Below are 25,557 nucleotides of genomic sequence, written 5' to 3' on the forward strand. Positions count from 1 at the left end.
TTATTCAATACTCACACTGAATAATCAGCGCAGTATAGTTATCCTGATATTGTCTGCCCTTAGCAACTATATTTTGCTCTATTGCCGTGCACATAGCTTCAGGACAGGGGTTATTAAGACAGGAGCTTATCTCCTGTTCGCTAAGCACTCCTCCGACACCGTCAGAGCACATCAGAACTATGTCGCCGCTTTCAAGAGAAAGTGGCTTCTTGAAGCAGTCAATATCAGATAGTTCGTCCATTCCTAAGAATTGAGTCAATGCATTACGCTCAGGGTTGAGCTTCAGGTAACTTGGATCCATATCTCCGTTTCTGATTGCATCTGCACAGTCCCTGTTAAAAACAGTATGCTTTCTGTTAAGATGATAAATCTGACCGTTTCTTTTAAGTATAAGGTAGCTGTCGCCAACGCTGGCATAATAAAGCTTTTCGTCATAAAAAAGGCAGACTATGGCAGTGCTGCCGCCTTCACCTTCAAGAGATGAATACACCTTTTCACTTGCATTATACAGTGTATCGCACAGCTGTCCCGGCAAATCTTTATTACATTCAAAATTATCGAAATCAGAACGAATACTTTGAATTGCCGTTTCGCTTGCAAGCTTTCCGTCCTTCATTCCGCCCATTCCGTCGGCAACAACAGCGAGAAGTCCCTTCTCTCTTATTTTTGTAACATCCGCACTGTTTGCAAAGGCAAAGGAATCCTCCTGTGCCTGTCTGCTTCCGAGTCCCTGAAGGTTAGACACCCTATAACTGAGCAAACGTTTTATTTGAATTGGCTGAGCAATTTCAGTTGGCAGCACAGTAACAGGCTCAATTTTGCGTTTTTTACGTGAGAAAAACCCCATATCAACACTCCGTCTGCGTTAAGCCGTTATCCCAATTAAAGCGTTCGTTACATAAAGGAATAAATACCATTTTACACATACCTAACTCAATAGCATCGTAAGCCTCTATCTTTGTCGGAGTATATACAGGCTCGTCATTAAGATAGATATTATTTTTGCTGTCAGCAGGAATCAGCTTGTAATTATTGTGCTTAGGATCATAAGCCAAACGTGCATGGTTTTCCTTAGAAATTGTGTTATCATTTCTGATACACACATCCATTTTTTCACTTCTGCCGATAGTGTTGATACGTGCCCACAGGTGGTAATCCTTGCCTTTCTCAGGGCCATCAATGCAAACCAGCCAGCCTACAACCGGGTCGATATCATGCTCCTTTTTAAAAACTCCGATAGTTTTATTTTCCTCTTCAATACGCTTTACATGGCTTCCGGGAGCCACTGTTTTGTTAGGCTCGCCCAAATCAGTCTGAGAGTATTCTCCCCCTCTTGTACTGCTCGGACTACCAAATTGAGCATTGCCGTTTATACCAGGAGCCGTTGTTTTTGATTGATTATTACCATTTGCGCCACCAAAAGTAATAACATTTATCGGATTGTTGCAGTAAGGACAAGCTGAATACTGGTTTGTATCATATACATGTCCGTTGGGACATTCAATTCTTGGCATGATATTTCCTCCTAATATGATTAATTTGTATAATTCACTATCCTATTTCCGCCTTGTAATTTCAACCTCACTATTAAACGCTGCCGAAGCAACTTCGCAGTCTGAAGGTATAGATACCTTCTTAAGGCTGTCACAGTCAAGAAAAGCACTACTGTCAATTAACGTTACGCTATCCGGTATAGTTACGCTTTCAAGATTATCACAGGAAAAGAACACACTGTCAAATATTGTAGTAACACCATCAGAGAAGGTTACACTCTTAAGATTGTTGCAATTTCCAAATGCCTGGTCGCCGATGTCGGTTATAGTTTCCGGTATAGTCAAGCTTGTAAGACCGCTGCAATCCGCAAAAGCAAATTGACCTATCTCTGTCACGCTACTTGGAAATGATATGTCTTTAAGGCTTCTGCACTCTTTAAATGCACTGTCTCCGATTGTAGTAACACCCTCTGAAATTGTAACACTCTCAAGGTCCTTACATTCAATGAAAGTCCATTTTTTTATTTCAGATACACCCTTTGGTATTGTAACACTTTTCAAAGCAGTTCCCCAAAACGATGAACCACCTATTTCGGTTACGCTGTCCGGAATAATTATGCTTTCAAGATTAGAGCAAGAGCGAAAAGCATCTTTTCCTATTACAACAACACCGTCAGGGATAGTTACATTTACAACGTCGCTATTAAAGTTAAAAGCAGATTCACCTATCGCAGTCACAGGTTTGCCCTCGATTATAGCGGGTATTGTCACTTCAGAATCGTCACCTAAGTACTCATCAATAGTCACACCGTCAGATTCTATTGTGTACTCAAAATTCTTTAAATCCTCTTCGTCAACAACGCTGCTTTGGGCTGAGTTCTCTAAATTCTCATCGCCAACAACGCTGCTTTGAGCTGAGTTCTCTAAATTCTCCGGAACAACCGCTGATTTATTACTTCCCGATACAGCAACAATTATTATGACAACAATAGCAATTACTGCAAGTGAAGCTGCGCACGAAATCACCGGCACTAACCACTTCGGTTTATTTTTCTTGACAACAAAGGATGATTGCTGATTTGTAAATGTGTTTTGTGCGTTGCCATATCCACCGGCAGTATTAAGCTGCTGAGAATAGTTAAGATTCTGAGAAAAATTATTCGTATTCTGCTGAGAATAGTTAGGATTCTGAGAAAAATTACTCGTATTCTGCTGCACTGTCTGCGTTTGACCGAAATTTATTACATTTGTTGCAGTTGTTGATGAAAAATCAGTTTGGAAGGTATTTTCTTCTTGTTGCGAAGCTAACAGCGCCGCTTTGAATTCTCCCATACTCTGATAGCGGTCAGCAGTCTGAACAGAAAGCGCCTTTATAAGTACATCCTCTGTATTTTTTGGAATTTTACAGCCGAGAGCACTTGGCATAATCAGTTCGTCATCATCGATTCTGTCTATGGAATCAGGCGGAATTCGCCCGGTAATTGCCTTGTAAAAGGTTGCGGCAAACGAATATACGTCAGTAAACGGACCCTGCTTGCCTCTTCTTGTGTACTGCTCCTTAGGAGCATAGCCGTGTTTAAGGATTACGTCAAGGCTTTGGCTTTCGTTGCCAAAGCTGTAACGTGCTGCGCCGAAATCCAAAAGCTTTACAACACCGTCTTTTGTAATAGAAATATTTTCAGGGCTTATATCTCTGTGAATAATAGATTTAGAGTGTACAGCTGACAACGCATCCATTATCGGAAAGAGTAGCTTTTCAGCGTTTTCTAATGTAATTTTGCCGCCGTTATTCTCAAGGTACGTTTTAAGACTTATACCATCGACATACTCCATAACGAAATATGCGGTATTATTCTCTTCAAAATAGCTGTAAACACGTACTATGTTTGGGTTGCCAATGAACTCCGCAAGCGTTTTTGCCTCATCAAGAAAGCATTTCTTACCATACAGAAAGCTCTGATCACGTTGCTGTGTAAAAGCAGTTACAGCAGTGGAATTAGATCTTGTTGCCATTGTATCAGGGAAAAACTCTTTAATTGCAACAATCTCCTTAGTCTGATAGTCCTGCGCTTTGTATGTAATTCCAAAGCCTCCCTGCCCAAGCACTCTGCCAAGAATATATTTGCCGCCAAGCACCGTTCCGACTGGCAAAGCCATTGGGTATTTCTCTCTGTCTTGCTGCTGATTATAACCGCAATGTGGACATATCTGATTATTTCCTTTCTCATTGAAACAGTTATAGCAGATGTTGTTTTGTTGCATAGTTTCCCTCCTGATGTTTTGATGGTAATTTAAAATTATGAAAATACAATTGTTGACAGAACAGAATCTATCTGTTCTTGTGCAGCTTTGTATTTGGTTTCAGATATTGCGTCATTCATATATTGTAGATCCGTAGGAAATGTTACGGTAAAATACATTCCGTTTGATTCTCCGATTATAGTTGTATTGGGCCGTCCTTGGCTTATAAACTCATCAATTTCTGATTCGTTTCTGAATACGTTAATTGAGAACAAGCGTCCTGCATGGTAATTATTTTCGTAATTGTAGCTTTCGTAGAATGTAACCTCACCGGTAACCGCATTGGTAGAATACACCCAGTCAGACGGAACAACAAGAGAATAATAATAGAAATCAACACGGTTTCCTGTTGGAGCGGGTGAAACAGATTCTTCCTTAGGCGGTTGTACTGCCGAAGACTGTGATTGAACAGGCTTCTTGCCTTTTGATACTGTCAGGGTGATAGTTGAGGGTGAAACCACCTTGGTTCCTTCCTCAATACTTTGGGAAATAACATAATCCTCTTTTACGCTGTTGCTATATTCAGTCTTTGATTTTACAGTAAAGCCTAAACTCTCAAGTTCTTTTTTGGCATCTGCAAAGCTCATATCCTCATAAGACGATACAATGACCTCAGGCTCTTCGGTTTCTTCTTGAGTTTCTTTTTCGGGTTCCTTCTGTGTGGTTGTTTCTTCTTCAGTTTTAATTACAGCCGATGTATAGCTTGCTTTATCAGTCAAATCTGAAGAACCTTTATTCAAAAACAAAGAAATCAGTAAAATACTGATTGCTACCAAAGCAACTGCTGAAACACCTATGCCGATTAATAGTTTATGCTTTTTGCGATTGTCAGGTAGTGACAAGTCGGTCTTAGGTAAGTCAGAATTAGATGTGTCAAGTTGAAATTTATCAGATTGAGATGTGCTATCTTGACACGAAATATCTGCGGATTCAAGCGCATTCTTAAATGGCTGTATATTTTGAAAACGATCGTCTGCCTGTACCGCTAAAGCCTGAACAAGAGCATCCTGTGCAATTGCAGGAATATCACTTCCCAAAGAGCTTGGAAGAATTAACTCATCATTCTCCATTCTGTCGATTGAATCCGGAGGAACACGACCGGAAATTGACCTGTACATTGTTGCAGCCAAAGCATAAACGTCAGTATAAGGTCCTTGTTTTCCACGACGGGTATATTGTTCTTTCGGCGCATAGCCGTGCTTAAGTACAACGTCAAGGCTGCGGCTTTTGTCGCCGATACTGTAACGGGCAGCTCCGAAATCAAGAAGCTTAAGCATACCGTCATTTGTTATATATATATTATCAGGACTGATATCACGGTGGACTATACCCTTTGAGTGAACATCTGACAGGGCATCCATAACAGGGAAAAAAATCCGCTTTGCGTCCTCCCAAGATATTTTTCCGCCATGCTCATTTATGTAATCCTGAAGGCTTATACCCCTGATATACTCCATAGTGAAATATGCAGTATTATTCTCTTCAAAATAACTGTAAATGCTCACAATGTTTTTGTTGTCGATAAATTCCGAAAGAGTCTGCGCCTCGTTAAGAAAACATTCCTTTCCGTAGAGGAAGTTTTCCTCACGTTCACCTGTATAAGATGAAACAGTCCACTCATTTGTTCGCATTGCCAAAGAATCAGGAAAATACTCCTTAACCGCAATTAGTTCCTTTGTATGATAGTCTTGCGCTAAATATGTAATACCAAAGCCACCCTGACCGAGGACTCTGCCGATAATATACTTTCCACCCAATACCGTACCGTATGGCAGTGCAAGAGGATACTTTTCCCTATTTTTTCGAGAGTCAAAGCCGCAGTGGGAACATATATCACTTGTTCCTTTATCTTGAAAACAATTGTAGCACGTTCCCATCTGCATAAACCCCTCTAAAAGCTTTATTTTTGTACAGAATCTTGCATAATTTTCTTTAAATAAAGTAAATACTACATAAAATCAGTTTAAGTATAACATTACTTGCTTAAAAAGTAAAGAATAAATTTAGAGAGAGACCGGAAAAAAGCACATAATTCATCTCAGTGCCTGTTTCTGTACAAATATATTTTCGTAAAGCTTCATTACTACACAAAAGCTTCCGTATAATGCGAACACATTACACGGAAGCTTTATTATTCTATGCTTTGGATGTGAAACAAATTTACCTCTTGTTATTTTGCATTATCCAATTCATTTGTTGCGGTGCCACCTGTATCACGGCTTATATATTTATAGCTCAGATTTTGAAATCGTATTATAAACCGCCTCTACCTCTGCTTCTTTCGGGAAGCCCTCTGACGCTCCGTTATGTCCTATTTTAAGCGACGCCACAATCTCGGCACGGAGCAACGCCTCAACCGGTGTGTATCCCTTTGTATGATAATGAATAAAACCCGAAAACAAAGCATCTCCTGCACCGACGGTATTAACAACTTCTCCGGTTTTGATTGCAGGCAAGTCATAAAACCTGTCCTCTTTTTTTACGTACATACAAGCACCCTTACTTCCCCTGCCGAGAACAATAATCTCGTTATGATATCTTTGCTCTATGGCAGTCAAAAAAGCCCTGTAATCAGCGCCGATATTCTCATCACTCAGAAATAGAATGTCTGCATATTTCATAAAGTCAGAATTATAGCTATCCTCAATATCAGACAGCACATGCACATCTGTTGCTATCTCCTTATTTGCTTCTTTCGCCAATTTTAATAGTTCTCTGTTAAAATTGATGTTACACGCAATAATTAAATCACATTCCTCAAAAATCTCCTTAGTAAAGCCATATTGTGAGTCCTGAATATCCTTAAGATCGCAATGTATTTGCCTCTTGCCACTGCTATCGTAAAGAACTACACTGCTTGGAGTTTGACTAAGACCTTTTTTTACATAATTATCCGACACACCCAACTCGTTGAGCTGACTGATTATGTATTCTGCGGCAAAATCATTTCCCGTAACAGAGCAAAGCTTTACTTCGTCAGATAAAACGGTCAGCGCTTTTGTCAGGTTATATCCGACACCTGATACTCGTGTGTTTACCCCGAAAAACGGATAATCTATTGGGTAGTATGGAATAGGAAATTCATTTATTTTTAATGTTGTTTCTGTATTAATTAATCCGGATACTAATATTTTACTCATATTTACCTCTGTATATTTATTATATATGATTTTGTAAATTATTGCCTTTTGATACACATTTATATCACAAATTCATTCTAATACCTCACAAAATAATTGTCAATATACTTATATATACAACACAAGAATTTTATAGTAGTCGACCACAAAGGTAATGTAAATAATACGTATACAAATTCATTAACAGCGAGAAATATCTCTTGTTTTGAGATTTGCAGCTTGGCGCAGAATTTAGTTACCGGTGCTTTTGTAAAATCTCATACTGAATTTCCAGAAAGCGTATGCAATCACATAAAGCACAATTCCGACAAACGGTGATATATACATAAACCATTCGGGATATGCCGCCATATCGGGTTTGCGCAATAAAAACTGTGCAGGAAAGTAATTTACAAATGCAAACGGTACTACAAATATCAAAAGCGTTTGTATGAGCTTATTGTATATACTGATTGGATAACCAGCAAATCTTCTTAAGTTCCAGTACATAATTTCCTTAAGGCTTCGGGTTTCAATAAAGTAAATGCTGATTGCAGAAAAGAACAAAAATACTGCACCCTGAATAAGCACACCGCTTGCGATTGTGACAATGTAATATATTATCGTTACAGCGTTCCATTCAATTCCCACACTGTTTGCCGAAATGATAAAAAGCACTATTCCAAGCGTTCCGTGTCCGAGTGCTGCAAGCCAATCTGCGCCACACATTACAAGCTGTGTTAAAATTCCACGAGGTCTTAGCATTACCCTGTCGATATCGCCGTGCTTTATCCAGTCTGAGAAATCACGCAGAGCCATAAAGAACACGATAAAAATTCCGTATGTAATGAAAATCAAGCTAAAAAGGAACATCAGCTCGTTTATGTTCCAGTTGTTAATCGTATCGAATTTCAAAAGCGCAAGGTACATTGCAATTATCCCTGCCGCCTCTCTTAAAAACACAGCAAAAGTTGTTACGATGGCGTCAAGCTTGTACTGAAAGCGTGTTTTAAGTCCCGATTTTGCATATGCAAAAAATAAAGAAAGTATATCTTTCATCACTCAACCTCCTTGCACAACAAGCTTTTTAATTCCTCTGCGCCAGAAAAATTCTCCTGCGAAATATAGAATTACTATCCACAAAAGCTGTCTTGCAAAATTAAAAAGTATTTCGCAGCCTTGTAAATTGCCGAGATATAGCTGAACAGGCGTAAAGAAAATGGAGTCAAACGGCGTAAATCTTATAATATTCATAATTGGTTCAGGCATAAACCAAAGCGGCAACAGCGCACCGGAACAAATATTGATTATAACATTTTTAATCGTTACAATTCCCCAGACGCTGAACAGCCAGAACGACCATGTCTGAACAATGAAGCTGATATACCACAAAACGATATATCCCAAAACTGCACTGACAAGACACAAAGTAAAATTCAGAATTCCTGCGGGCGGCTGTATCTGTGTAAAAACCATTGCTATCAGTACGGCAGGGATAAAGTTAAAAATCACCTTGAACAATCCGTCACCCATATCCTCAAACAACATTCTGAATTTAAAATTTACGGGTTTCAGCAGTTCATTTGCTATTGTACCCTGCTTGATTTTATCCTGCAAAAACATTTCATTTTTTGAAAATGCATTTGTAAGTCCCAATGATATAATAAAGTTTGTCGTAACCATTGAAAAGGTTATTCCGTCAACCTCATTAGCACCGCCGTACAAAGCCTTGTAGATACAGCAGTAAACAATAAAGTTCAATACGGTATTGAGTATTCCCATCAAGTATTCAAAGCGATAAGCCATATTATTTCTGAATTTAATAGCTGCAAATTGTATGTATGTATTCATTTTGTCACCCCCACACAAATCAATGCACGATAACCTTGCCCTCATAAATATCACGGATTATTGCATCAATTTCAGGCTCCTTTACCGATATATCCTTGATACTGTAATTGCTAAGCAAATTGCTCATAAGAAAGTTTACGCTGATATTATTGGTGTCAAAGGTAATTAGCTTTTTCATTTTGTTGTTATTGACATCACTTACTGTAACTTTTTCTATATCTATTTTTTCAGGGAGCTGTTCAAATTCAACTTCAATAATTCGTGACGTAGAATAGTTGCTTTTTATGTTTTCAAGACTTCCGTCATATAGCTTTTTGCCGTCGTCTATTATTATCAATCTCTCACAGGTTTTCTCAATGTCCTGCATATCGTGCGTGGTAAAAATCATTGTTATGTTATCAGTTTTATTGAGAGTTTTTATGAAATTTCGGATTTTCTCCTTGCCGACTACATCAATTCCGATTGTCGGCTCGTCAAAAAAGACAATTTTCGGAGAATGTAAAAGTGCCGCTGCTATATCTGCTCTCATACGCTGTCCGAGGGATAGTTGACGCACAGGCTGATTTATGAATTTTTGCATATCAAGAAGCTCTGTAAAGCGTTCAAGATTTTCTTTGTATTTCTTATTGGGAATCTTATATATATGCTTGATTACTTCATAGCTGTCAAGCGGTGACAAGTCCCACGAAATCTGCGACTTCTGCCCAAACACAACTCCTATATTAGCAACATATTCCTTTCGTTGCTTATGAGGAATGTATCCTGCCACATTTATATCTCCGCTTTCAGGATAGAGTATTCCGGAAAGCATTTTTACCGTTGTTGATTTTCCTGCTCCGTTAGGACCGATAAACCCAACCATTTCACCCTCTTTTATGCTAAAGCTTATATTGTCGACTGCCTTTTTATATTCATAGGTCGGGTGAAAGATATTTGCAAGCGCACCTGTAAAACCACTTTTCCGCTTATTAATTTTAAAGGTCTTGCATATGTTCTGTACGTCAATGATAGTATTGTTCATTATTATCCTCCTTATAAATTCCGCTTATAATTTCTTCAACAGTCGGCTTTTTGATTAACAAATCTTTTATTTCACACTGCGATAAAAGATAAGACGTTATATCCTTTGTGTGAATTGCAGTGCTGTCATACCACACTTTAATTTTGTTGTTCTCAACGCTGTATCTGATTATCGGCAAATCCTGCATATCGGGGATTTTATCAATCAAAACTGCACTAAGCGAATTGATGCTTGCGTGAGTGTATTTTATGCGGTCAAAGCTGCCGTTGAAAATCAAATTGCCCTTATCTATCAGCATTACACGCTCACAGATTTTTTCAATTTCTTCTACATTGTGAGTTGTTAAAATTATAGTTGTATTTCTGTTCTTTGCAATGTATTGTAAGTTTTGCCTTATTGCCTCTCTTGCAATCAAGTCAATGCCGATAAACGGTTCGTCAAGGATAAGAAGCTTTGGCTCATAAAGCAAAACAGCGGTCAGCTCTGCTCGCATACGCTGACCGAGTGAAAGCTGATCGGCACGGTAATGCATTATGCTTTTAATACCAAATGAATCTGAAAGGGTTGACAGACGCAGATTGTACAAATCGTCGGGAATTTTATAAATAGACTTAATTATCTGCATATTCAGTTCAACAGTTAGGTCATCCTGTAAGGCAGCAGTGCTTATAACCTTGCCTGTACTGTAAGCACCTGTTTTCTGCTGCCCTGAAATCAGTCCCATATAAGGGCCGTATTTTGCTTTTCGTCCGATTGGGTTTTCTTCAAACAGCCTTACGAATCCGCTGTCGGGCTTTAACAGCCCTGCAATCAGCCTTATCAACGTTGTTTTTCCTGCACCGTTTGCGCCAATAAGTCCGACTGTTTCTCCCCTTGAAATATGAAACGAAAGATTATTTACTGCTGTTATACCGCTTTGAAATGTTTTGCAAAGATTTTTTGCTATTATCATTTTGCTCACCTGAATTAATCTTAATATTTTCTCTGTGTTTTTCAATACCTTTGGGATAAACCGCACTTACAGAGTGATAAAAAACAGACTGCTCACCAGAAGCAGTCTGTTTTCAGCTTGGTATCATTACATTTATGCAGAACATATTGTCCTCCTCATAAATATCAACTATACCGTCATATTTCTGTGCAATCAGCTTAATCTGTTTTATTCCGTAGCCGTGTTGTTCCTTGTCGTTCTTTTGTGAATTTAATTCGGGATTTGAACCAAGAACGGAACAGTCAATTTTATTTTTAACAAGGATTGTATCAAATCCACGCTTTTTCAGAATTGCTATGTAAATAAATTTATCCTTTGTGTTAATGCTCGCCTCAACGGCATTGTCAAGTATATTTGAGAGCATTGCTGAAAAATCAACGCTCCCCATTTTGTCAAACGGCAGATTTTCAATTTCAGCCTTGAACTTAATTCCGAGATTATGAGCATATTCAAGCTTAGTATTGATTATGTAATTCATAACCGAATTGCCAGTCTGAATGTATGAATAAGTTTTATTCAGATTATCAAGCACATCCGAAAGGTAGTCCTTTGCTTTTTCGGTTTCACCGCTATTCAAGTAAGAAACAGCTACGAGAATATGATTTTTCATATCGTGTTTTAAACGTCTTGTGTTTTCGTGAAGCTTTTCAATTTCTTCACGCTGATTTTTGTCGCTTGAATAATCAGCTTTGAGAGTATCGTATTCATATTGTAAATCAAGGTTCTTTGCAACCTCGTATGAATACTCCTTTTCGAGCTTGTCGTATTTTTCTTTTAATTTCTTATATCTGCCAATCATCTCATACACCTCATAATGAGTGCTTTCACACTTTCCCTGTTTGTTCTGCCAATCGGCAGTACTTCCTTATCAGAAAGCACAATATCATCTGATTTGATTGAATAAATATGCTTTTGGTTTACAAGGAATCCCTTGTGCGTGCGTATAAAGCCTTTTGGTACAAGCTCCTTTTCAATAGCTGATAACGTACCTCTGAATTTATAAATCTTATCTGCTGTATGCACATTTACATAGTTTGACTCAGAGTCAAAATACAGAATATCCATAAGCTTTATTATGTAAAAGCCGTCGTTTGTTTTAAAGGAAAACGTATCGTTGCGTTTTCTGATTTCATCAACTGCGCTGTTAACAACAGAAGATATTTCTTCATCAAAATATGCCTTGCGGATAAATCCGAACGGATGATATTTGAAAGATTTATATACAAGCGCATCGTGACTTGTTACAAAGACAAGCAGAGTTTTCATATCGCTGTTTAGTAAGTTTTCCGCTATATCCATTCCGCTGATTTTCGGCATATCAATATCAAGAAAAAGAACATCAACGTCTGTTGATTTCAAGTATTCAAGAAGCTTAATAGGATTATCGGTTTTAAATAAATCAATCTCACATCTTGCATTTTCAAAAGCTGTTTTGACTTTAAAAGTTAAATCATCAAGAATTTTTAGTTCATCATCACACAGCGCCACTTTAATCATTTTATCACCATCACTAATTTTATAACAATTATATAATCAAAGGCTGAATCATGTCAATCTAAGTCTATTAAATTTAATTTCCTCTCTATAACTGCAAAGTCCGGGGTCATTCATCGACATTTCATAATGTAGTTTATTTTTCTCACCTTTTCTTTGTTAATAATATATCATATTTAGGTTTGTGGGTTTTTTAACAAGTAGCAAAAGAGCTCCTATAACATAAAATAAAAAGTAAGCGATGAATCAACCGGACAAAGGGAGGTTAATATGGCTTTTGATACAAGAGAGCTTTTTGCACGATTAATTCAATGTGAAGCCGGAGGTGAAGGTGAAGACGGAATGAGGGCAGTCGCCTCTATAATAATGAACAGAGCTAATGTTGGATACGGAGAATTTGCAAGGGTAAGCAACGGCGGTGATGTTCGGGCAATTATTGAACAGCAGGGACAATTTGTGTGTATGAGGACAACTGTCGGCGGACAATACAACACTCAAAACATATACAATATGAACCCAACAGATATTCATTACGAAATAGTCGATTGGGCGCTTGGAGGGAACACACTTTCCGCAGTTGGAAATTCTCTGTTCTTTTTCAACCCTTATTCAAGCACCTGTCCCAAATATTTTCCGGCTAATCAGATAGGCGTAATTTATAACAAAGTTGGAAAGCATTGCTTTTATTCCCCAACAGAAAAATACAAATTAACTTAGCGGAGGTAACATATGGATAACAACAGCATTGATTTTGGTAAAATCTATGGAATATCGGGAGAATGTGCGGGAGGCCCGTGCGAATTCACAGGGAACATAGTTCCAAACACACCGTCGCTTGAGCAGATTGCAAGCTATAATGTTCAGCTAAGATCTACCCAAGATCAATCAAACCCTGAAATTGAAAGAAAGCTGCAAACTCTTGAGGAGGGTTACAGACAAGGAATACTTGCAAGATACAACGGCGATACGGTGCAAGCTGCCCCTTCCGTTGACGTTCCTCCGCAGCCGGCTCCCGGAACCGGCATTGGCGCAGGAGTTGGAGGCGGTCAGATGGCAGAACAAAATCTTACGCCGATAACAGAATATAACCAACCCTTCCCTGTAACCGGCGAAAGTATTCAATATCTTAACGGCTTCATGCGAACACAGATAGGCAGACGTATTGAACTGCAAATGCTTGTTGGAAGCGATACACTTGTTACTAAAGAGGGATTTCTTCTTGGCATAGGTGCAAACTATATTCTGATAAACGAGACCGGCACAAATGACCTTACAAGCTGCGACTTCTACAATATCAAATTTGTTAGATACTTCTACTAACCCCACAGAATTTTAGCAGTTACTGAGTTTGAAAGTAAAAAGCCGCTGCTAGTCAGTGCGATTGAGTTATTGTCAACCTTAACAAGTCCGGCTGATTGAAGCTTCAACGCTCTTATAAAGTAATCCGACGGCAGCGGCTTATCAAAGCGCTGAACAAACAAATCGTCACGCAGTCCTTCGCTCAAACGCAGTCGTAGCATGGCATACTCTTCTTCATCTCCGCCGTTTGCTTCAAATACTGTTTTATTATCATAGAATTCCTTAAAATTATTGTTAAAATAGAAGCGCTCACAATCAACCATGGAATGTGCCGTTGGCCCGATTCCAAGATAATCGTCGCAGTTCCAATATTTTAAATTATGTCGGCTTTCATAGCCCTGCTTTGAAAAGTTTGAAATTTCATATTGATTATATCCGTACTGCATAAGTTTGTTACACATAAATAGATACATTTCCCTCTCAGTATCCTCGTCAGGCAGACTAAGCTTATCGACATTCTTATAAAACAAGGTGCCCTCTTCTATTTTCAGCATATATGATGAAATATGCTTTACGTCCATAGCATTGCAAAAATCAATAGACTGCGCAAGCGAATCTATTGTCTGCTGTGGAATACAGCACATTAAATCAAGCGATATGTTGTCAATACCGGAGGCTCTGATTTTGTACAGTAGTTTTTCAATATCAGAGTTACTGTGCTTTCTGCCAAGAATTTTAAGCTCATTCTCGTTAGATGACTGCATACCGACTGATATTCTGTTAACTCCGTATATTTTGAGAAGATTATAGTCAATAAATTTTCCTGATGTCGGATTGACCTCAATTGTGACCTCGGTCAAATCATTCTTGAATGAATTATTAACGGCGTCAAGAATTTTTGCAAGCCATTCACTGCCAATCAGTGAAGGAGTACCGCCGCCAAAATATACTGTATCAACAACTTTACTGTCGTAGAGCTTGCCATAATGCCGTATTATATTTATCAGATTGTGACAGTACTCTTCAACGGTGCTTTTTGAATACGCAACAGAATAAAAGCTGCAATACGGACATTTTTTGCCACAAAACGGTATATGAATATACAGACCTAATTTATCTTGCATATAGCCTCAAACTTTCTTTTCAGGTATTTTCTACAAAACACAAGGGCAGAAACTAATGTTTCTGCCCTTGTGTTAGTTGGAAGGTATATGAAAAAAGGAAAAAACTAATTTAATTCGATAGGTATTATATATCATTTTTCGTTAATTGTCAACCTTTTTTTACAAAATTTGTGTCATCTGCACGGCAGATATAAATACGAGTTTGACAAATTCGGCTTAAAATTATATTATATAGGGTATGGAAAATAATAAATAGACTTTGGGGGTATCATTGTTTGGCAGATTTAAAAAAAGAGATTGAAAAAAGACGAACCTTTGCTATAATATCTCACCCTGACGCAGGTAAAACAACGCTTACAGAAAAGCTTCTGCTTTACGGTGGAGCAATTAACCTTGCCGGCTCTGTTAAGGGTAAGAAAACCGCAAAGCACGCAGTGTCGGACTGGATGGAAATTGAAAAGCAAAGAGGTATTTCCGTAACATCATCTGTATTACAGTTCAAGTACAACGGCTACTGCATTAATATACTTGACACTCCCGGACATCAGGACTTCTCCGAGGACACATACAGAACTCTTATGGCTGCTGACAGCGCAGTTATGGTAATTGACGCTTCAAAGGGTGTTGAGGCTCAGACCATAAAGCTGTTCAAGGTTTGCCTGCTTAGGAATATTCCGATTATCACGTTTATCAATAAAATGGACCGTGACGCAAAAAGCCCCTTTGATTTGCTTGAGGACATTGAAAATGTACTTGGAATCAACACTTACCCTATGAACTGGCCAATTGGCAGCGGCAAAGAATTCAAGGGTGTATATGACAGAAAATCAGATTCCGTTCTCACCTTTACCGCTAACAACGGTCAAAAGGAGGTTGAATCACGCAGCCTTAAGCTGAATTCTACGGAGCTACGTGACAACATCGGCGATATATTTTATGACCAGCTTAATGAGGAAATAGAGCTTATCAATGTTGCCGGCGATGAATTTGACACCGAGCTTGTACGCTGCGGAAAGCTTACTCCTGTGTTCTTCGGCTCAGCGCTTACAAACTTCGGCGTTGAACCGTTTTTAGAGGAGTTCTTGACTCTTACAACTCCTCCGCTTCCTCGTGAAACACTTGACGGCGAAATATCTCCGTATAACGAGGGTTTTTCTGCGTTTGTGTTTAAAATTCAGGCTAATATGAATAAGGCTCACCGTGACAGAATTGCGTTTATGCGCATATGCTCCGGCAAATTTGAAAAGAATATGGAGGTTTTCCATGTTCAGGGCAATAAAAAGCTTCGCCTTTCTCAGCCGCAGCAAATTATGGCGCAGGAACGTGAAATTGTTGACGAAGCATACGCAGGCGATATTATCGGTGTTTTCGATCCCGGTATTTTCTCTATCGGCGACACTATTTGTATGGCTAAGGACAAGTTCCAATTCAAGGGTATTCCTACCTTTGCGCCGGAGCATTTCTCGCTTGTTCTTCAAAAGGACACAATGAAGAGAAAGCAGTTTGTTAAGGGAATTAATCAGATTGCTCAGGAGGGCGCTATACAGATTTTCCGTGAGCTTAACGGCGGTATGGAGGAGGTTATAGTCGGAGTTGTCGGTACGCTCCAGTTTGAGGTGCTTGAATACCGACTAAAGAATGAGTATAACGTCGATATTATAATGAGTGGTCTGCCGTATCAGTATATTCGATGGATAGGCAATGAGGACATCGACGTTAAAGCACTCGACCTTGCGTCCGACACAAAGCGTATTCAGGATTTAAAGGGCAAGCCGCTGCTTCTGTTCACAAGCGAATGGAGCATAAGCTGGGCGCTTGAGCATAACAAAGGATTAATTTTAGAAGAATTCAGCAACGAATAACATTGTACTTGCATTAATAAAACCCTCACGAATAGTATTTAAATATACTTATTCGGGAGGGTTTCGTTATGCTACTAAATATATTTGAAGGTATTAGCAGCTTTTTTCTGTTTTTAATTCTTCACGTTACAGGTTCAAACGCATTTCCAAAGCCTTTGACGGCTAAGGAAGAAGAAATGTATCTTGAGCGTATGAAAAATGGTGACAAGGAGGCTAAGAACAAGCTTGTTGAGCATAATTTAAGACTTGTTGCACATATCATAAAGAAATACTATGCAAGTTCAAACGACCAAGATGACCTTGTGTCAATAGGAACGGTAGGTTTGATAAAGGCGATAAACACGTTTAACCCTGAGAAAAACATAAAGCTTTCAAGCTACGCTTCAAGGTGCATTGAAAATGAAATTCTTATGCATTTTCGCTCTGTCAAGAAAAGAGCTCAGGATATATCTTTAAATGAAGCAATTGATTCAGATAAGGACGGAAATCCTCTGACACTTATGGATATAATGTCTTGCGAGGACAATATAATTGACGATCTTGACATAAAAATCAAATCGGCACAAGTCAGAGAGTATATTAATCAATGCCTTACAAAGCGTGAGCGAACAATAATAATACTGCGCTACGGTTTGAATAATACAAAACCTCTTACCCAACGTGAGGTTGCGCAAATGCTCAAAATATCACGGTCGTATGTTTCACGAATAGAAACCAAGGCTCTTGGCAAGCTAAGAAAATGCTTTGAGAAAGAAAATTAATAATTAGGACGATAATAACCGTTAATAAACTTACTGTAAAGCTTGAACTTACGGCAGTAAACCTTTGTATTTGTATTTGTAACTGTTGGGTCATCCTTTATTGGTTTGCCTTCTACGGGAGAATTTGCTGTTGTGTTCCCTTCAACCGTATAAACATATTCGTTGTCAACCTTGTAGACTATTCCGACGTGGTCAGAAAAATATTGGTCCTGTCCGGGATAATAGCCCAATTGATTCCATGTAAATACAATTATATCTCCGGCTCTCGGAATTGAATTATATCCCTCATACCAAGTTCCGGCGCCTCTTGCAACACCGATACGAGGAATGGAGCCAGCTCCTCCGGAAATAGGAATAATGTTTGAAAGTCCGGATTCCTTTGAAACGGTGCTGACAAACCAAGCGCACCAAGCGTCTCCGGGACATGCACCGTATGGTGCCATTACTGATATAAAATGCGAATAGCCATATCCCTGGTAAGCAAGCGCTCTATCAAGAAAACTCTGAATATTATTGGGTATCTTTTCAACTACAACACTGCATACAGCAAATACTCCGTTATATGTTTTAACTGTAATTTTAGCTGTTCCGGGACTGACAGCATAAACCAAGCCTCCTGCAGCTTTTACACTTGCAACTATTGAATTACCTGATGAGTATGTAATATCATAAGCACCCTCACCTTTTGGAAGTAAGCTGTTTAAATCAAAAAATTCACCGACTCTGAGCGTTAATATCACCTTATTAAGGCTAATATAGGTTGGCGCATTTTTAACCGTAATTTCACAGGTAACCTTTTTTCCGTTGTAGGTAGTTGCGGTAATGCTTGCCGAACCAACCGCTTTTGCGGTTACTAAGCCGCCGGCAGCATTAACGCTTGCCACAGCGGAATTATTGCTTGAATACAGTATGCTGTAAGCTCCCTCACCTGTTGGAAGTGAGCTGTTAAGATCAAAAGTTTCGCCGATTCCGAGAGTTACAGAAGTCTTATTTAAAGCAATGTCAGTTGGAGCTTTTTTGACAGTAACCTTACACGATGCCTCAGCTCCGTTATGTGTAGTAATTTTAATTATTGCCTTACCGGTTGATACAGCCGTTACTGTACCCGACATTTTGTCTACAACGGCAACAGCGGTATCAGAGCTTGAAAATACGGCGTCGGATAAATCAGTGCCGTTCGACGTACTTTTTATCAAGGTAAACTGTTCGTTAACGCCTAAGGTAACATATTCTTTATTCAGCGACACTTCATCAGGCTCAGTTGCTTCTGTCGGGTCAGTTTCGGTTGTCGGTGTGGTTGCTTCTGTCGGATTGGTTTCCGTTGTCGGTGTGGTTGTATCAGTAATTGGGTCGGTTTCCGTTGCAGGTGTGGTTGTATCAGTAATTGGGTCGGTTTCCGTTGCAGGTGTGGTTGTATCAGTAATCGGGTCAGTTTCCGTTGTCGGTGTGGTTGTATCAGTAATCGGGTCAGTTTCCGTTGTCGGTGTGGTTGTATCAGTAATTGGGTCGGTTTCGGTTGTCGGTACGGTTATATCCGTAGTTGGGTCGGTTTCGGTTGTCGGTACGGTTATATCCGTAATTGGGTCAGTTTCCGTTGCAGGTGTGGTTGTATCCTCAGTTGGATTGGTATTGACTATTGTAGTACCTATTCCGAGGTCTTCGCTTAACATTTGAAGTGTGTACTTTTGAACCAAAATACTGTCAAGCAAATTAACACCGTTATCTTTATTTACATTGGCACAGATTAATTGAGCATTATTAAATTTTACTACGGATAACGAATACTTCTGAATTATAATCGCATCAATGAGCTGAACTGTTTTGTCAGAATTTGCATCTCCAAGAACCAACTCCTTTGTTGCATCCTCTGACGAAGAATAATCTTGATTATCAGCTTCAACAGCTTTACCGTTCACAGCACCTGTGGACACAACAAAAAGCAACATAGTGCAAATTAATAATAAAGAGATAACATTTTTCACAGACTTTTTTGAGCTACTCATACAGTATGCTTTCTCCTTCACTGAATAATTTTTTTAAACACATATTTTGAAATATTTCTCAATTGTATTTATCTTAACTCATATTACTTATCAAGTCAAGAATTGATTGCGCTAAGCTTATATTGTATTACTTATAGATGCTTGCAACTCTTTTACGTTACTTTTTATTCAGAATAAATCCGCCTATGATCAAAGAAATCACAGACGGAAGCAACATATTATTCAACTTAAATAATTAGAATGTATGGATTTTGTGAAGCGTCAAGTATGCTCAAGTATGAAAGCAACGCATCTTCTGACACGGCAACACAGCCTGCTGTCGGAGCGTAGCCAATGTGGAAGAAAATTGCCGAACCTTTGCCGGGGATTATCGGATTCATATTGTAGTTAATTACAAAGCCATACTTATAGCTGTTATAGTAGCTTATCATATGCTCGGCACTTGTCCAATCCTTGTTTGCTGTACCCTCTACCCTCTGATTGTAATATGCAGAGTTCGGGTCGTCTACCCAATATGTATCGCTTGTAACACGGAAAGAGTTCAAAGAGGTTTGCGGCATATTATCAATGTAGAACATATCTCCGATTGAAAACAGACCATACGGTGTTTTGTAATCACCCTCTGCCGATTTTATATCTACTCCGTTACTGCCAACATATCCGTAAGAAGTAAGCCCTAAATCGGACCAATTGCCGCTGTTATCTTTTACATACATATTAACAACAGCCGAATTGCCCTGCGAATTAACTATAATGAGCTGCTGTGCCTGCAAATTATCAACTGAATAGCCTGCGCTTTGAAGAGCCGAAAGCATTTCACTTGGAACAGACCTATTTTGTGCTTGTACGTTCGTTTCAGAATTGCTTTTTGCCTTAGTTTCGGACTCCGGCTCAGTTTTTGTTTCCGATTCCGCCTTTGTGTAGGATTCAGTTTCAGAGGTTGATTTATCTGATTCTTTCTCTGTTGGCTTAGTCGATGTTGTTTCGTCAACAGGTGAATCATTACTGCTTAAAGTATTAATTGCCGGAACAGTATCGTTTCCGCAGGAAACAAAGTTGAATACCGCAACGAAAATTGCAAGCTCAAGCAACACTGCGCCTATAATGATTAGCGTTCTGTATAATTTTTTACCAAATTTTTTCTTGTTATTCATATAACCACCGTTATGATATTTCAATTACCGGATTTTTATTTGAATCAAGGTATGACAAAAGTACTATCATATCACTTGAAGAAATATCTATACATCCGAGAGTCGGCTTCAATGTTCCGTTATAACCGCATATAGTTATAACCGAGCCTTTTCCCGAAACAGCAGAGTTCGGCGTTTCGCCGTCACCGTTATGCTCAATAAAGATATTATAATTGTAGTTTTTATTTACTGCAAATTGTTTATATGTATTTTCATAGCCGCTGCCGCTGTAATCATTTTTGGTAACAAGACAGTTGTAATATTTCGACGAGGAATCGTCAACGAATATTGAATTGCTGTTAATTTGTTTGTAATTTAGGTCTGTATTGGGCTTACTCAAGCCATAACAAAAACCTAAGTCATAAGTTCCCTTCGGAGTAACCTTTTTTCCCTCTCCGTAGTTACTGCCGACACCGTTTGTACCAACTGTTGCATTGGTTGAAAACAGGCTTGTCCACTGCCCGTTTTGCCATTCATACAGAGTAAGAGTTGCAGTTGATCCGGAGGACACAACCTCAATCTTTTGCGAGTTGTAGGGTTTACTCGGCTGTGTTTCCGGTATTGCAGTTTCCGCTTCAGTAGGCTGAGTGTATGGCTCGGTTACCGGCTGAGAGGGTGATAAAGCGCTTGATTCCGAGCTTTGAATGTCGCTTGAACTTTCAAAAGGATTCGCCCCGAACATATTATTGTTATCCGATTTATTACCGTTAATTGAAGGAATAAGCAAAACCGCCGCTGCAACCACTGCGGCAAGCACCACCACTGCGGCTATAATAAGAGATACGATAACCGCAGTGTTCTTTTTAGGCTTTACTGCGTTTGCGGCAGGCCCAGAATACTGATTCTGCTGATATGAGCTTGCACTGTTTGAGGTTGAAGAATCAAACGTATTATGAATTGAGTTTTGAGTGTTTTGTGTGTTTTGCGTATTTTGTGGCTTGGTCTGAGGAATAACAGCTCCGCAATGCTGACAGAATTTTGTATTATCACGAATAGGTTTGCCGCAAGCACTGCATATTTTAATCTGATGAGTAACAGCGACATTTTCATTTATATTAAAATTATTTTGCGTATTATTGAAATTTGGTTCAGACGGAGCAGTAATCGGTGTACCGCACACAGCGCAAAACTTGCTGCCTTCACGAAGCTGACTACCGCATTTTCTGCAATATGCCATATTTTACCCACCTTTTCAATATATTTGCTTTAATTATACTGCAAAATCGAAATCTTTTCAACAAATTAATACTAAACGCACCGTTTCGGTATGGTTTCCAAAGCGGTGCGTTATTACTTATTATAATATATCAAGTTTTATGCCGTTTTCATCAGCTGAAAGGGCGATTGCCTGAATTTCTCCCTCACGGTGAGAAATAATTGCAGAAGCTATCTTATCCTCTACCTCACGGCGAATTGTATGGCGCAAATCTCTTGCACCACTCTTGCCGCCACAGGCTTTATCAGCGAGGAATTCCTGTGCTTTTTCATCATATGAAAGCTTAATGCTCTTCTCTGCGAGAGTATCAACATATTCTGAAAGCATTAGTCCTGCAATTTTTATAAAGTTTGGCTTGTCAAGCTCGTTAAACACGATTATCTCGTCAATACGGCTAATAAATTCAGGACGCAGAAACTCAGACAGCGCCTTTGTTACTCTTTCCTTATCAGCCGCCTGCTGAGTTTTGCCAAAGCCGAGTGCTCCGGATTGCTTATTACTTCCGGCATTTGAAGTCATAATAATTACGGTATTTTCAAAGTTGACATCACGTCCGTGAGCATCTGTCAAGCGACCCTCGTCAAGAATCTGAAGAAGAATATTAAGCACATCAGGATGTGCCTTCTCTATTTCATCGAACAAAAGAACGCTGTAAGGGCGACGGCGAACCTTCTCTGTAACCTGTCCTGCCTCATCATAGCCAACATACCCCGGAGGTGAACCGATAATCTTTGACACCGAGTGTTTCTCCATAAACTCGGACATATCAAGTCGAATAAGCGTTTCCGGTGTATCGAACAGTTCCTCAGAAAGAACCTTTACAAGCTCTGTTTTACCAACGCCTGTCGGACCTACAAATATGAACGAAGCAGGACGTCTGCGTGGACTTATTTGAACACGGCTGCGGCGTATAGCGGCAGTAACGGCTTCAACAGCTTCATCCTGTCCTATAATTTTTTCCTTAAGCTTATCCTCAAGGTCTGCAAGCTTTTTAAGCTCGTTTTCCTGTACTCTGCTTGCAGGGATTCCTGTCCACAGCTCTATAACCTTTGACAAGTCCTCTTCCTCAACCTTTGCTCCGAGAGCCTCATCTTGAATTTCAGCCGCTTTCTGCTGAATTAGTGCAAGCTCCGAACGTACTTTTGCAAGCTTTTCATAGTCAATTTTTTCAGGCTCTGCCGTCAGCTTTTCCTGCTGATAAATAAGCTGTTTTTCCTGCGCTTTGTAGCCGTCATATTCTTCCATTTTTTTGTTGCGAAGTGCAGCACATGCACAAGCTTCGTCAAGCAGGTCTATCGCTTTGTCCGGCAGGAAACGGTCATTTATATACCTTTCAGACAGAACAACTGCTCTGCGCACAATCATATCAGGAACGGTAACCCTGTGGTGCTTTTCGTAATAGAATTTAACACCAGTTAAAACGTCTATTGTTTCGGCTATTGAAGGCTCGCCAACCTTTACAGGCTGGAATCTTCTTTCCAAAGCGGAGTCTTTTTCAATGTACTTTCTATATTCGTTAAAGGTTGTAGCTCCTATAACCTGAATTTCACCTCTTGAGAGTGACGGTTTTAATATGTTTGCGGCGTTCATTGTGCCCTCTGAATCGCCTGTGCCAACAAGATTATGCACCTCGTCAATGAAAAGGATAATATTTCCGGCAGCCTTAACTTCCTCGGTAAGGCCCTTAATGCGGCTTTCAAACTGACCTCTGAACTGAGTTCCTGCAACTAAAGCCGCTAAATCGAGCAAATAAATCTCTTTATCCTGAAGTCTGAAAGGAACATCGCCCGCAGCAATTCGCAGTGCAAGACCCTCGGCAATAGCAGTTTTACCGACGCCCGGCTCGCCAATAAGACACGGGTTGTTTTTGCTGCGCCTGCAAAGAATCTGAATAACTCTGGCTATTTCCTTATCTCTGCCTATTACTGTGTCAATTTTTCCGGCTCTTGCCTTAGCAGTAAGATTTTCGCAGTAAGCATCAACATTGCGACGTTTTTTATTTGACTTTTTATCCTTCTTATTATTCTGCTGGTTATTATCTTCCTTTTTACCGTCAAAGTAATTCTGGAAGAACGGGAACGTCGGCGCTCCGCCGGGAGAGAATCTGTCATTATCCTCGTCAGAGCCATCTCCTTCTGTCAGCTGTCCCATCATCTCTGCAAAATTAGGCATTTCGCCGTCCTCAGACATACTCATCAGGCTGTCCACCTGCTCCTGTACATTATCAATATCCTCATCGGAAATGCCCATCTTTTCCATCATATCAGTAACAGGCTTTATTCCAAGCTCTTTGGCGCACGAAAGGCAATAGCCCTGCGGCTCTGAGTTAGCGCTTGAAGATACAAACACAACAGCAGGTCTTTTTTTACATTTACAACAAAGCATAAATCAATCTCCTTTATAAACAAAAAGGCAATCGTTTTCGTTTATTTCAAATTTTTTAAGGTTTTATTATCTTTAAGTAGCTGAAAAAACAGCAGCGCATACATAACAAGCGCAAATATCATGGCTATTGAGGTAATCACCAATAGAATTGTAATTAAAAGTGAAAGCTGTAACGCCAAAGCTGTTCCGCCGAATACCTCAATTGCTACAATTGCTGTTATTGAAACATAGAACACAACGGTTGCCAATTTTCCGTACCATTTAGCAGCAGGCGGAGTGATGCCTTTATGAATCAGATATGCACCGCCAAGAAGCATTAAAATGTCCTTTGCAGCCAAAATGACAACTAACAGCCTAACGTTTGGAATAAGTATTCCGATACAAACAATAACTGCAACAAGAGTAAGCTTATCGGCTATTGGGTCAAGCATTTTTCCAAGCTTTGAAATCTGATTAAAATGCCTTGCTATCATTCCGTCAAACATATCGCTCAAACCTGAGATAACAACGCATATTACAGCACCTATGTAGTTTTCTGAAAGAAAAAACACTATCATAGGAATAATAAGTATAATTCTGAACATTGATAGAATATTCGGAATTGTAAAAATTTTATCCTCAGCGTTTTTTTCTACACCCATTTCTTCCCCTCCTGAATATTCACAGTCTTAATAATTTTACTTAAATATAAATCCGAAAATATTAAAATTATAAAATAGCTTGAATAAAATTGTATTATTGATTTCTTGACTGTATGAAGCGTCAAAACCTGAAAACAACTTAAGAATCGAAACAAAAAGCATTATAAGCACGCTGCCCTTAAGAAAACCAAGCACACCGCCCAAAGTTCTGTTGACCCCATAGAGAATCGGCACACGACAAAGCTTATTTGCCATACGTGAAAAAAATCTTACCGCAAACATTATAAGTACAAATAGTACAACAGTCAGGGCTGCGGAACATATACCGATTATGATTGGTGCAACTATCTGCTCAACAGTGCTTGCAGCATAGTCAATTCCGCTGTCTACTACACCTTGCAGCTGCGGCGATTCAGAGATATTTGGTACGAGAGCTTTGATTAAGTCAGGCAAATTTTCCGTTATCTGTTCAACAGTTGTGACAGTACCTTGCTCGACCGTACCTTGGAGAGAATCAGTTACAGAAGTAATTATACCCTGCTTTATGAAAGAAGCATATATCCACTGAGCGAATGCTTTGCCAAGAATAATTGACAGATAAGCCGACACCAGAGTGCCGATTAAGTTTATTGCACTTCTGATTAAGCCCTTATATATACCGCTGATTACAAATACTGCAAGTAACAGAAGAATTATTCCGTCTAAAAACACGCTCATATGTAACCTCACTTAGTACAGTTTCTGCTTCTTAGGGTAAAATATATCATAAATCAAAGAAAAATACAACAACAAATTATGAACAA

The 25,557-nt window shown here is 39.3% G+C and carries 22 protein-coding genes; 4 read left to right on the forward strand and 18 right to left on the reverse strand.

The genetic code is table 11. From position 1 onward, the window contains the following. Positions 1–4: 4 nt before the first annotated feature. The 11 genes from GMA13_RS03710 to GMA13_RS03760 form a co-directional block, all read right to left on the reverse strand. On the reverse strand, positions 5–847 hold the full coding sequence (locus GMA13_RS03710) for a PP2C family serine/threonine-protein phosphatase (protein ID WP_255882758.1): 843 nt from the start codon (positions 845–847) through the stop codon (positions 5–7). 1 nt (position 848) lies between these two features. Beyond that, entirely contained in the window at positions 849–1,514 is a 666-nt protein-coding gene (locus tag GMA13_RS03715) for an FHA domain-containing protein (protein ID WP_255882759.1), read from the reverse strand. A 42-nt stretch (positions 1,515–1,556) separates the two neighbouring features. After that, a complete protein-coding gene (locus tag GMA13_RS03720) occupies positions 1,557–3,755 on the reverse strand; it encodes a leucine-rich repeat protein (RefSeq protein WP_255882760.1) in 2,199 nt (732 codons plus the stop codon). A 35-nt stretch (positions 3,756–3,790) separates the two neighbouring features. Further along, a complete protein-coding gene (locus GMA13_RS03725) occupies positions 3,791–5,671 on the reverse strand; it encodes a protein kinase (RefSeq protein ID WP_255882761.1) in 1,881 nt (626 codons plus the stop codon). Positions 5,672–6,022: 351 nt separating this feature from the next. Beyond that, positions 6,023–6,934 carry a carbohydrate kinase family protein gene (locus GMA13_RS03730; RefSeq protein WP_255882762.1) on the reverse strand — a complete coding sequence of 304 codons (912 nt, stop codon included), beginning with the start codon at positions 6,932–6,934 and terminating at the stop codon, positions 6,023–6,025. Between the two features lie 231 nt (positions 6,935–7,165). Next, positions 7,166–7,972 (reverse strand): ABC transporter permease, encoded by an 807-nt coding sequence (locus tag GMA13_RS03735; RefSeq protein ID WP_255882763.1) that lies wholly within the window; start codon positions 7,970–7,972, stop codon positions 7,166–7,168. Between the two features lie 3 nt (positions 7,973–7,975). Next, positions 7,976–8,764, reverse strand: coding sequence for an ABC-2 family transporter protein (locus GMA13_RS03740; RefSeq protein WP_255882764.1), 789 nt, complete (start codon positions 8,762–8,764; stop codon positions 7,976–7,978). A 19-nt stretch (positions 8,765–8,783) separates the two neighbouring features. Beyond that, positions 8,784–9,785 (reverse strand): ATP-binding cassette domain-containing protein, encoded by a 1,002-nt coding sequence (locus tag GMA13_RS03745; RefSeq protein ID WP_255882765.1) that lies wholly within the window; start codon positions 9,783–9,785, stop codon positions 8,784–8,786. Further along, positions 9,766–10,737 carry an ATP-binding cassette domain-containing protein gene (locus tag GMA13_RS03750; RefSeq protein WP_255882766.1) on the reverse strand — a complete coding sequence of 324 codons (972 nt, stop codon included), beginning with the start codon at positions 10,735–10,737 and terminating at the stop codon, positions 9,766–9,768. The genes GMA13_RS03745 and GMA13_RS03750 overlap by 20 nt, the downstream gene beginning before the upstream one ends. A gap of 112 nt (positions 10,738–10,849) precedes the next feature. Continuing rightward, the gene (locus GMA13_RS03755; protein WP_255882767.1) at positions 10,850–11,575 is read right to left on the reverse strand and encodes a sensor histidine kinase; all 726 of its coding nucleotides are present in this window, start codon (positions 11,573–11,575) and stop codon (positions 10,850–10,852) included. Beyond that, positions 11,572–12,273 (reverse strand): LytTR family DNA-binding domain-containing protein, encoded by a 702-nt coding sequence (locus GMA13_RS03760; RefSeq protein ID WP_255882768.1) that lies wholly within the window; start codon positions 12,271–12,273, stop codon positions 11,572–11,574. The genes GMA13_RS03755 and GMA13_RS03760 overlap by 4 nt, the downstream gene beginning before the upstream one ends. Positions 12,274–12,540: 267 nt before the next feature. Between GMA13_RS03760 and GMA13_RS03765 the strand changes: the two genes are divergently transcribed. Next, positions 12,541–12,987, forward strand: coding sequence for a cell wall hydrolase (locus GMA13_RS03765; protein ID WP_255882769.1), 447 nt, complete (start codon positions 12,541–12,543; stop codon positions 12,985–12,987). Between the two features lie 12 nt (positions 12,988–12,999). Beyond that, positions 13,000–13,590 (forward strand): hypothetical protein, encoded by a 591-nt coding sequence (locus GMA13_RS03770; RefSeq protein WP_255882770.1) that lies wholly within the window; start codon positions 13,000–13,002, stop codon positions 13,588–13,590. On the opposite strand, the gene hemW is transcribed toward GMA13_RS03770, so the two are convergent. Then, complete coding sequence (hemW, locus tag GMA13_RS03775) at positions 13,587–14,693, reverse strand: radical SAM family heme chaperone HemW (protein WP_255882771.1); 1,107 nt, start codon at positions 14,691–14,693, stop codon at positions 13,587–13,589. The genes GMA13_RS03770 and hemW overlap by 4 nt on opposite strands. A gap of 275 nt (positions 14,694–14,968) precedes the next feature. On the opposite strand from hemW, the gene GMA13_RS03780 reads away from it, so the two are divergent. Next, on the forward strand, positions 14,969–16,555 hold the full coding sequence (locus tag GMA13_RS03780; protein WP_255882773.1) for a peptide chain release factor 3: 1,587 nt from the start codon (positions 14,969–14,971) through the stop codon (positions 16,553–16,555). Positions 16,556–16,623: 68 nt separating this feature from the next. Continuing rightward, complete coding sequence (gene sigK, locus GMA13_RS03785) at positions 16,624–17,316, forward strand: RNA polymerase sporulation sigma factor SigK (protein WP_255882776.1); 693 nt, start codon at positions 16,624–16,626, stop codon at positions 17,314–17,316. Here sigK and GMA13_RS03790 read toward each other — a convergent pair. The 6 genes from GMA13_RS03790 to GMA13_RS03815 all read right to left on the reverse strand — a co-directional run bounded on the left by GMA13_RS03790 (position 17,313) and on the right by GMA13_RS03815 (position 25,471). Then, complete coding sequence (locus GMA13_RS03790; RefSeq protein ID WP_255882777.1) at positions 17,313–19,319, reverse strand: Ig-like domain-containing protein; 2,007 nt, start codon at positions 19,317–19,319, stop codon at positions 17,313–17,315. The two genes, sigK and GMA13_RS03790, sit on opposite strands and share 4 nt — an antisense overlap. A gap of 227 nt (positions 19,320–19,546) precedes the next feature. Continuing rightward, positions 19,547–20,473 (reverse strand): L,D-transpeptidase, encoded by a 927-nt coding sequence (locus GMA13_RS03795; protein WP_255882778.1) that lies wholly within the window; start codon positions 20,471–20,473, stop codon positions 19,547–19,549. Between the two features lie 10 nt (positions 20,474–20,483). Continuing rightward, positions 20,484–21,689 carry a zinc-ribbon domain-containing protein gene (locus tag GMA13_RS03800; RefSeq protein WP_255882779.1) on the reverse strand — a complete coding sequence of 402 codons (1,206 nt, stop codon included), beginning with the start codon at positions 21,687–21,689 and terminating at the stop codon, positions 20,484–20,486. Positions 21,690–21,809: 120 nt separating this feature from the next. Continuing rightward, positions 21,810–24,113, reverse strand: coding sequence for an ATP-dependent Clp protease ATP-binding subunit (locus GMA13_RS03805; protein WP_255882780.1), 2,304 nt, complete (start codon positions 24,111–24,113; stop codon positions 21,810–21,812). Positions 24,114–24,154: 41 nt separating this feature from the next. Beyond that, on the reverse strand, positions 24,155–24,754 hold the full coding sequence (locus tag GMA13_RS03810) for a CDP-alcohol phosphatidyltransferase family protein (RefSeq protein ID WP_255882781.1): 600 nt from the start codon (positions 24,752–24,754) through the stop codon (positions 24,155–24,157). A 36-nt stretch (positions 24,755–24,790) separates the two neighbouring features. After that, the gene (locus tag GMA13_RS03815; protein ID WP_255882782.1) at positions 24,791–25,471 is read right to left on the reverse strand and encodes a CvpA family protein; all 681 of its coding nucleotides are present in this window, start codon (positions 25,469–25,471) and stop codon (positions 24,791–24,793) included. Positions 25,472–25,557 lie beyond the last annotated feature (86 nt).

Origin of the sequence: Ruminococcus sp. zg-924, assembly GCF_024433635.1 — a bacterium.
GTDB lineage: Bacteria > Bacillota > Clostridia > Oscillospirales > Acutalibacteraceae > UBA7067.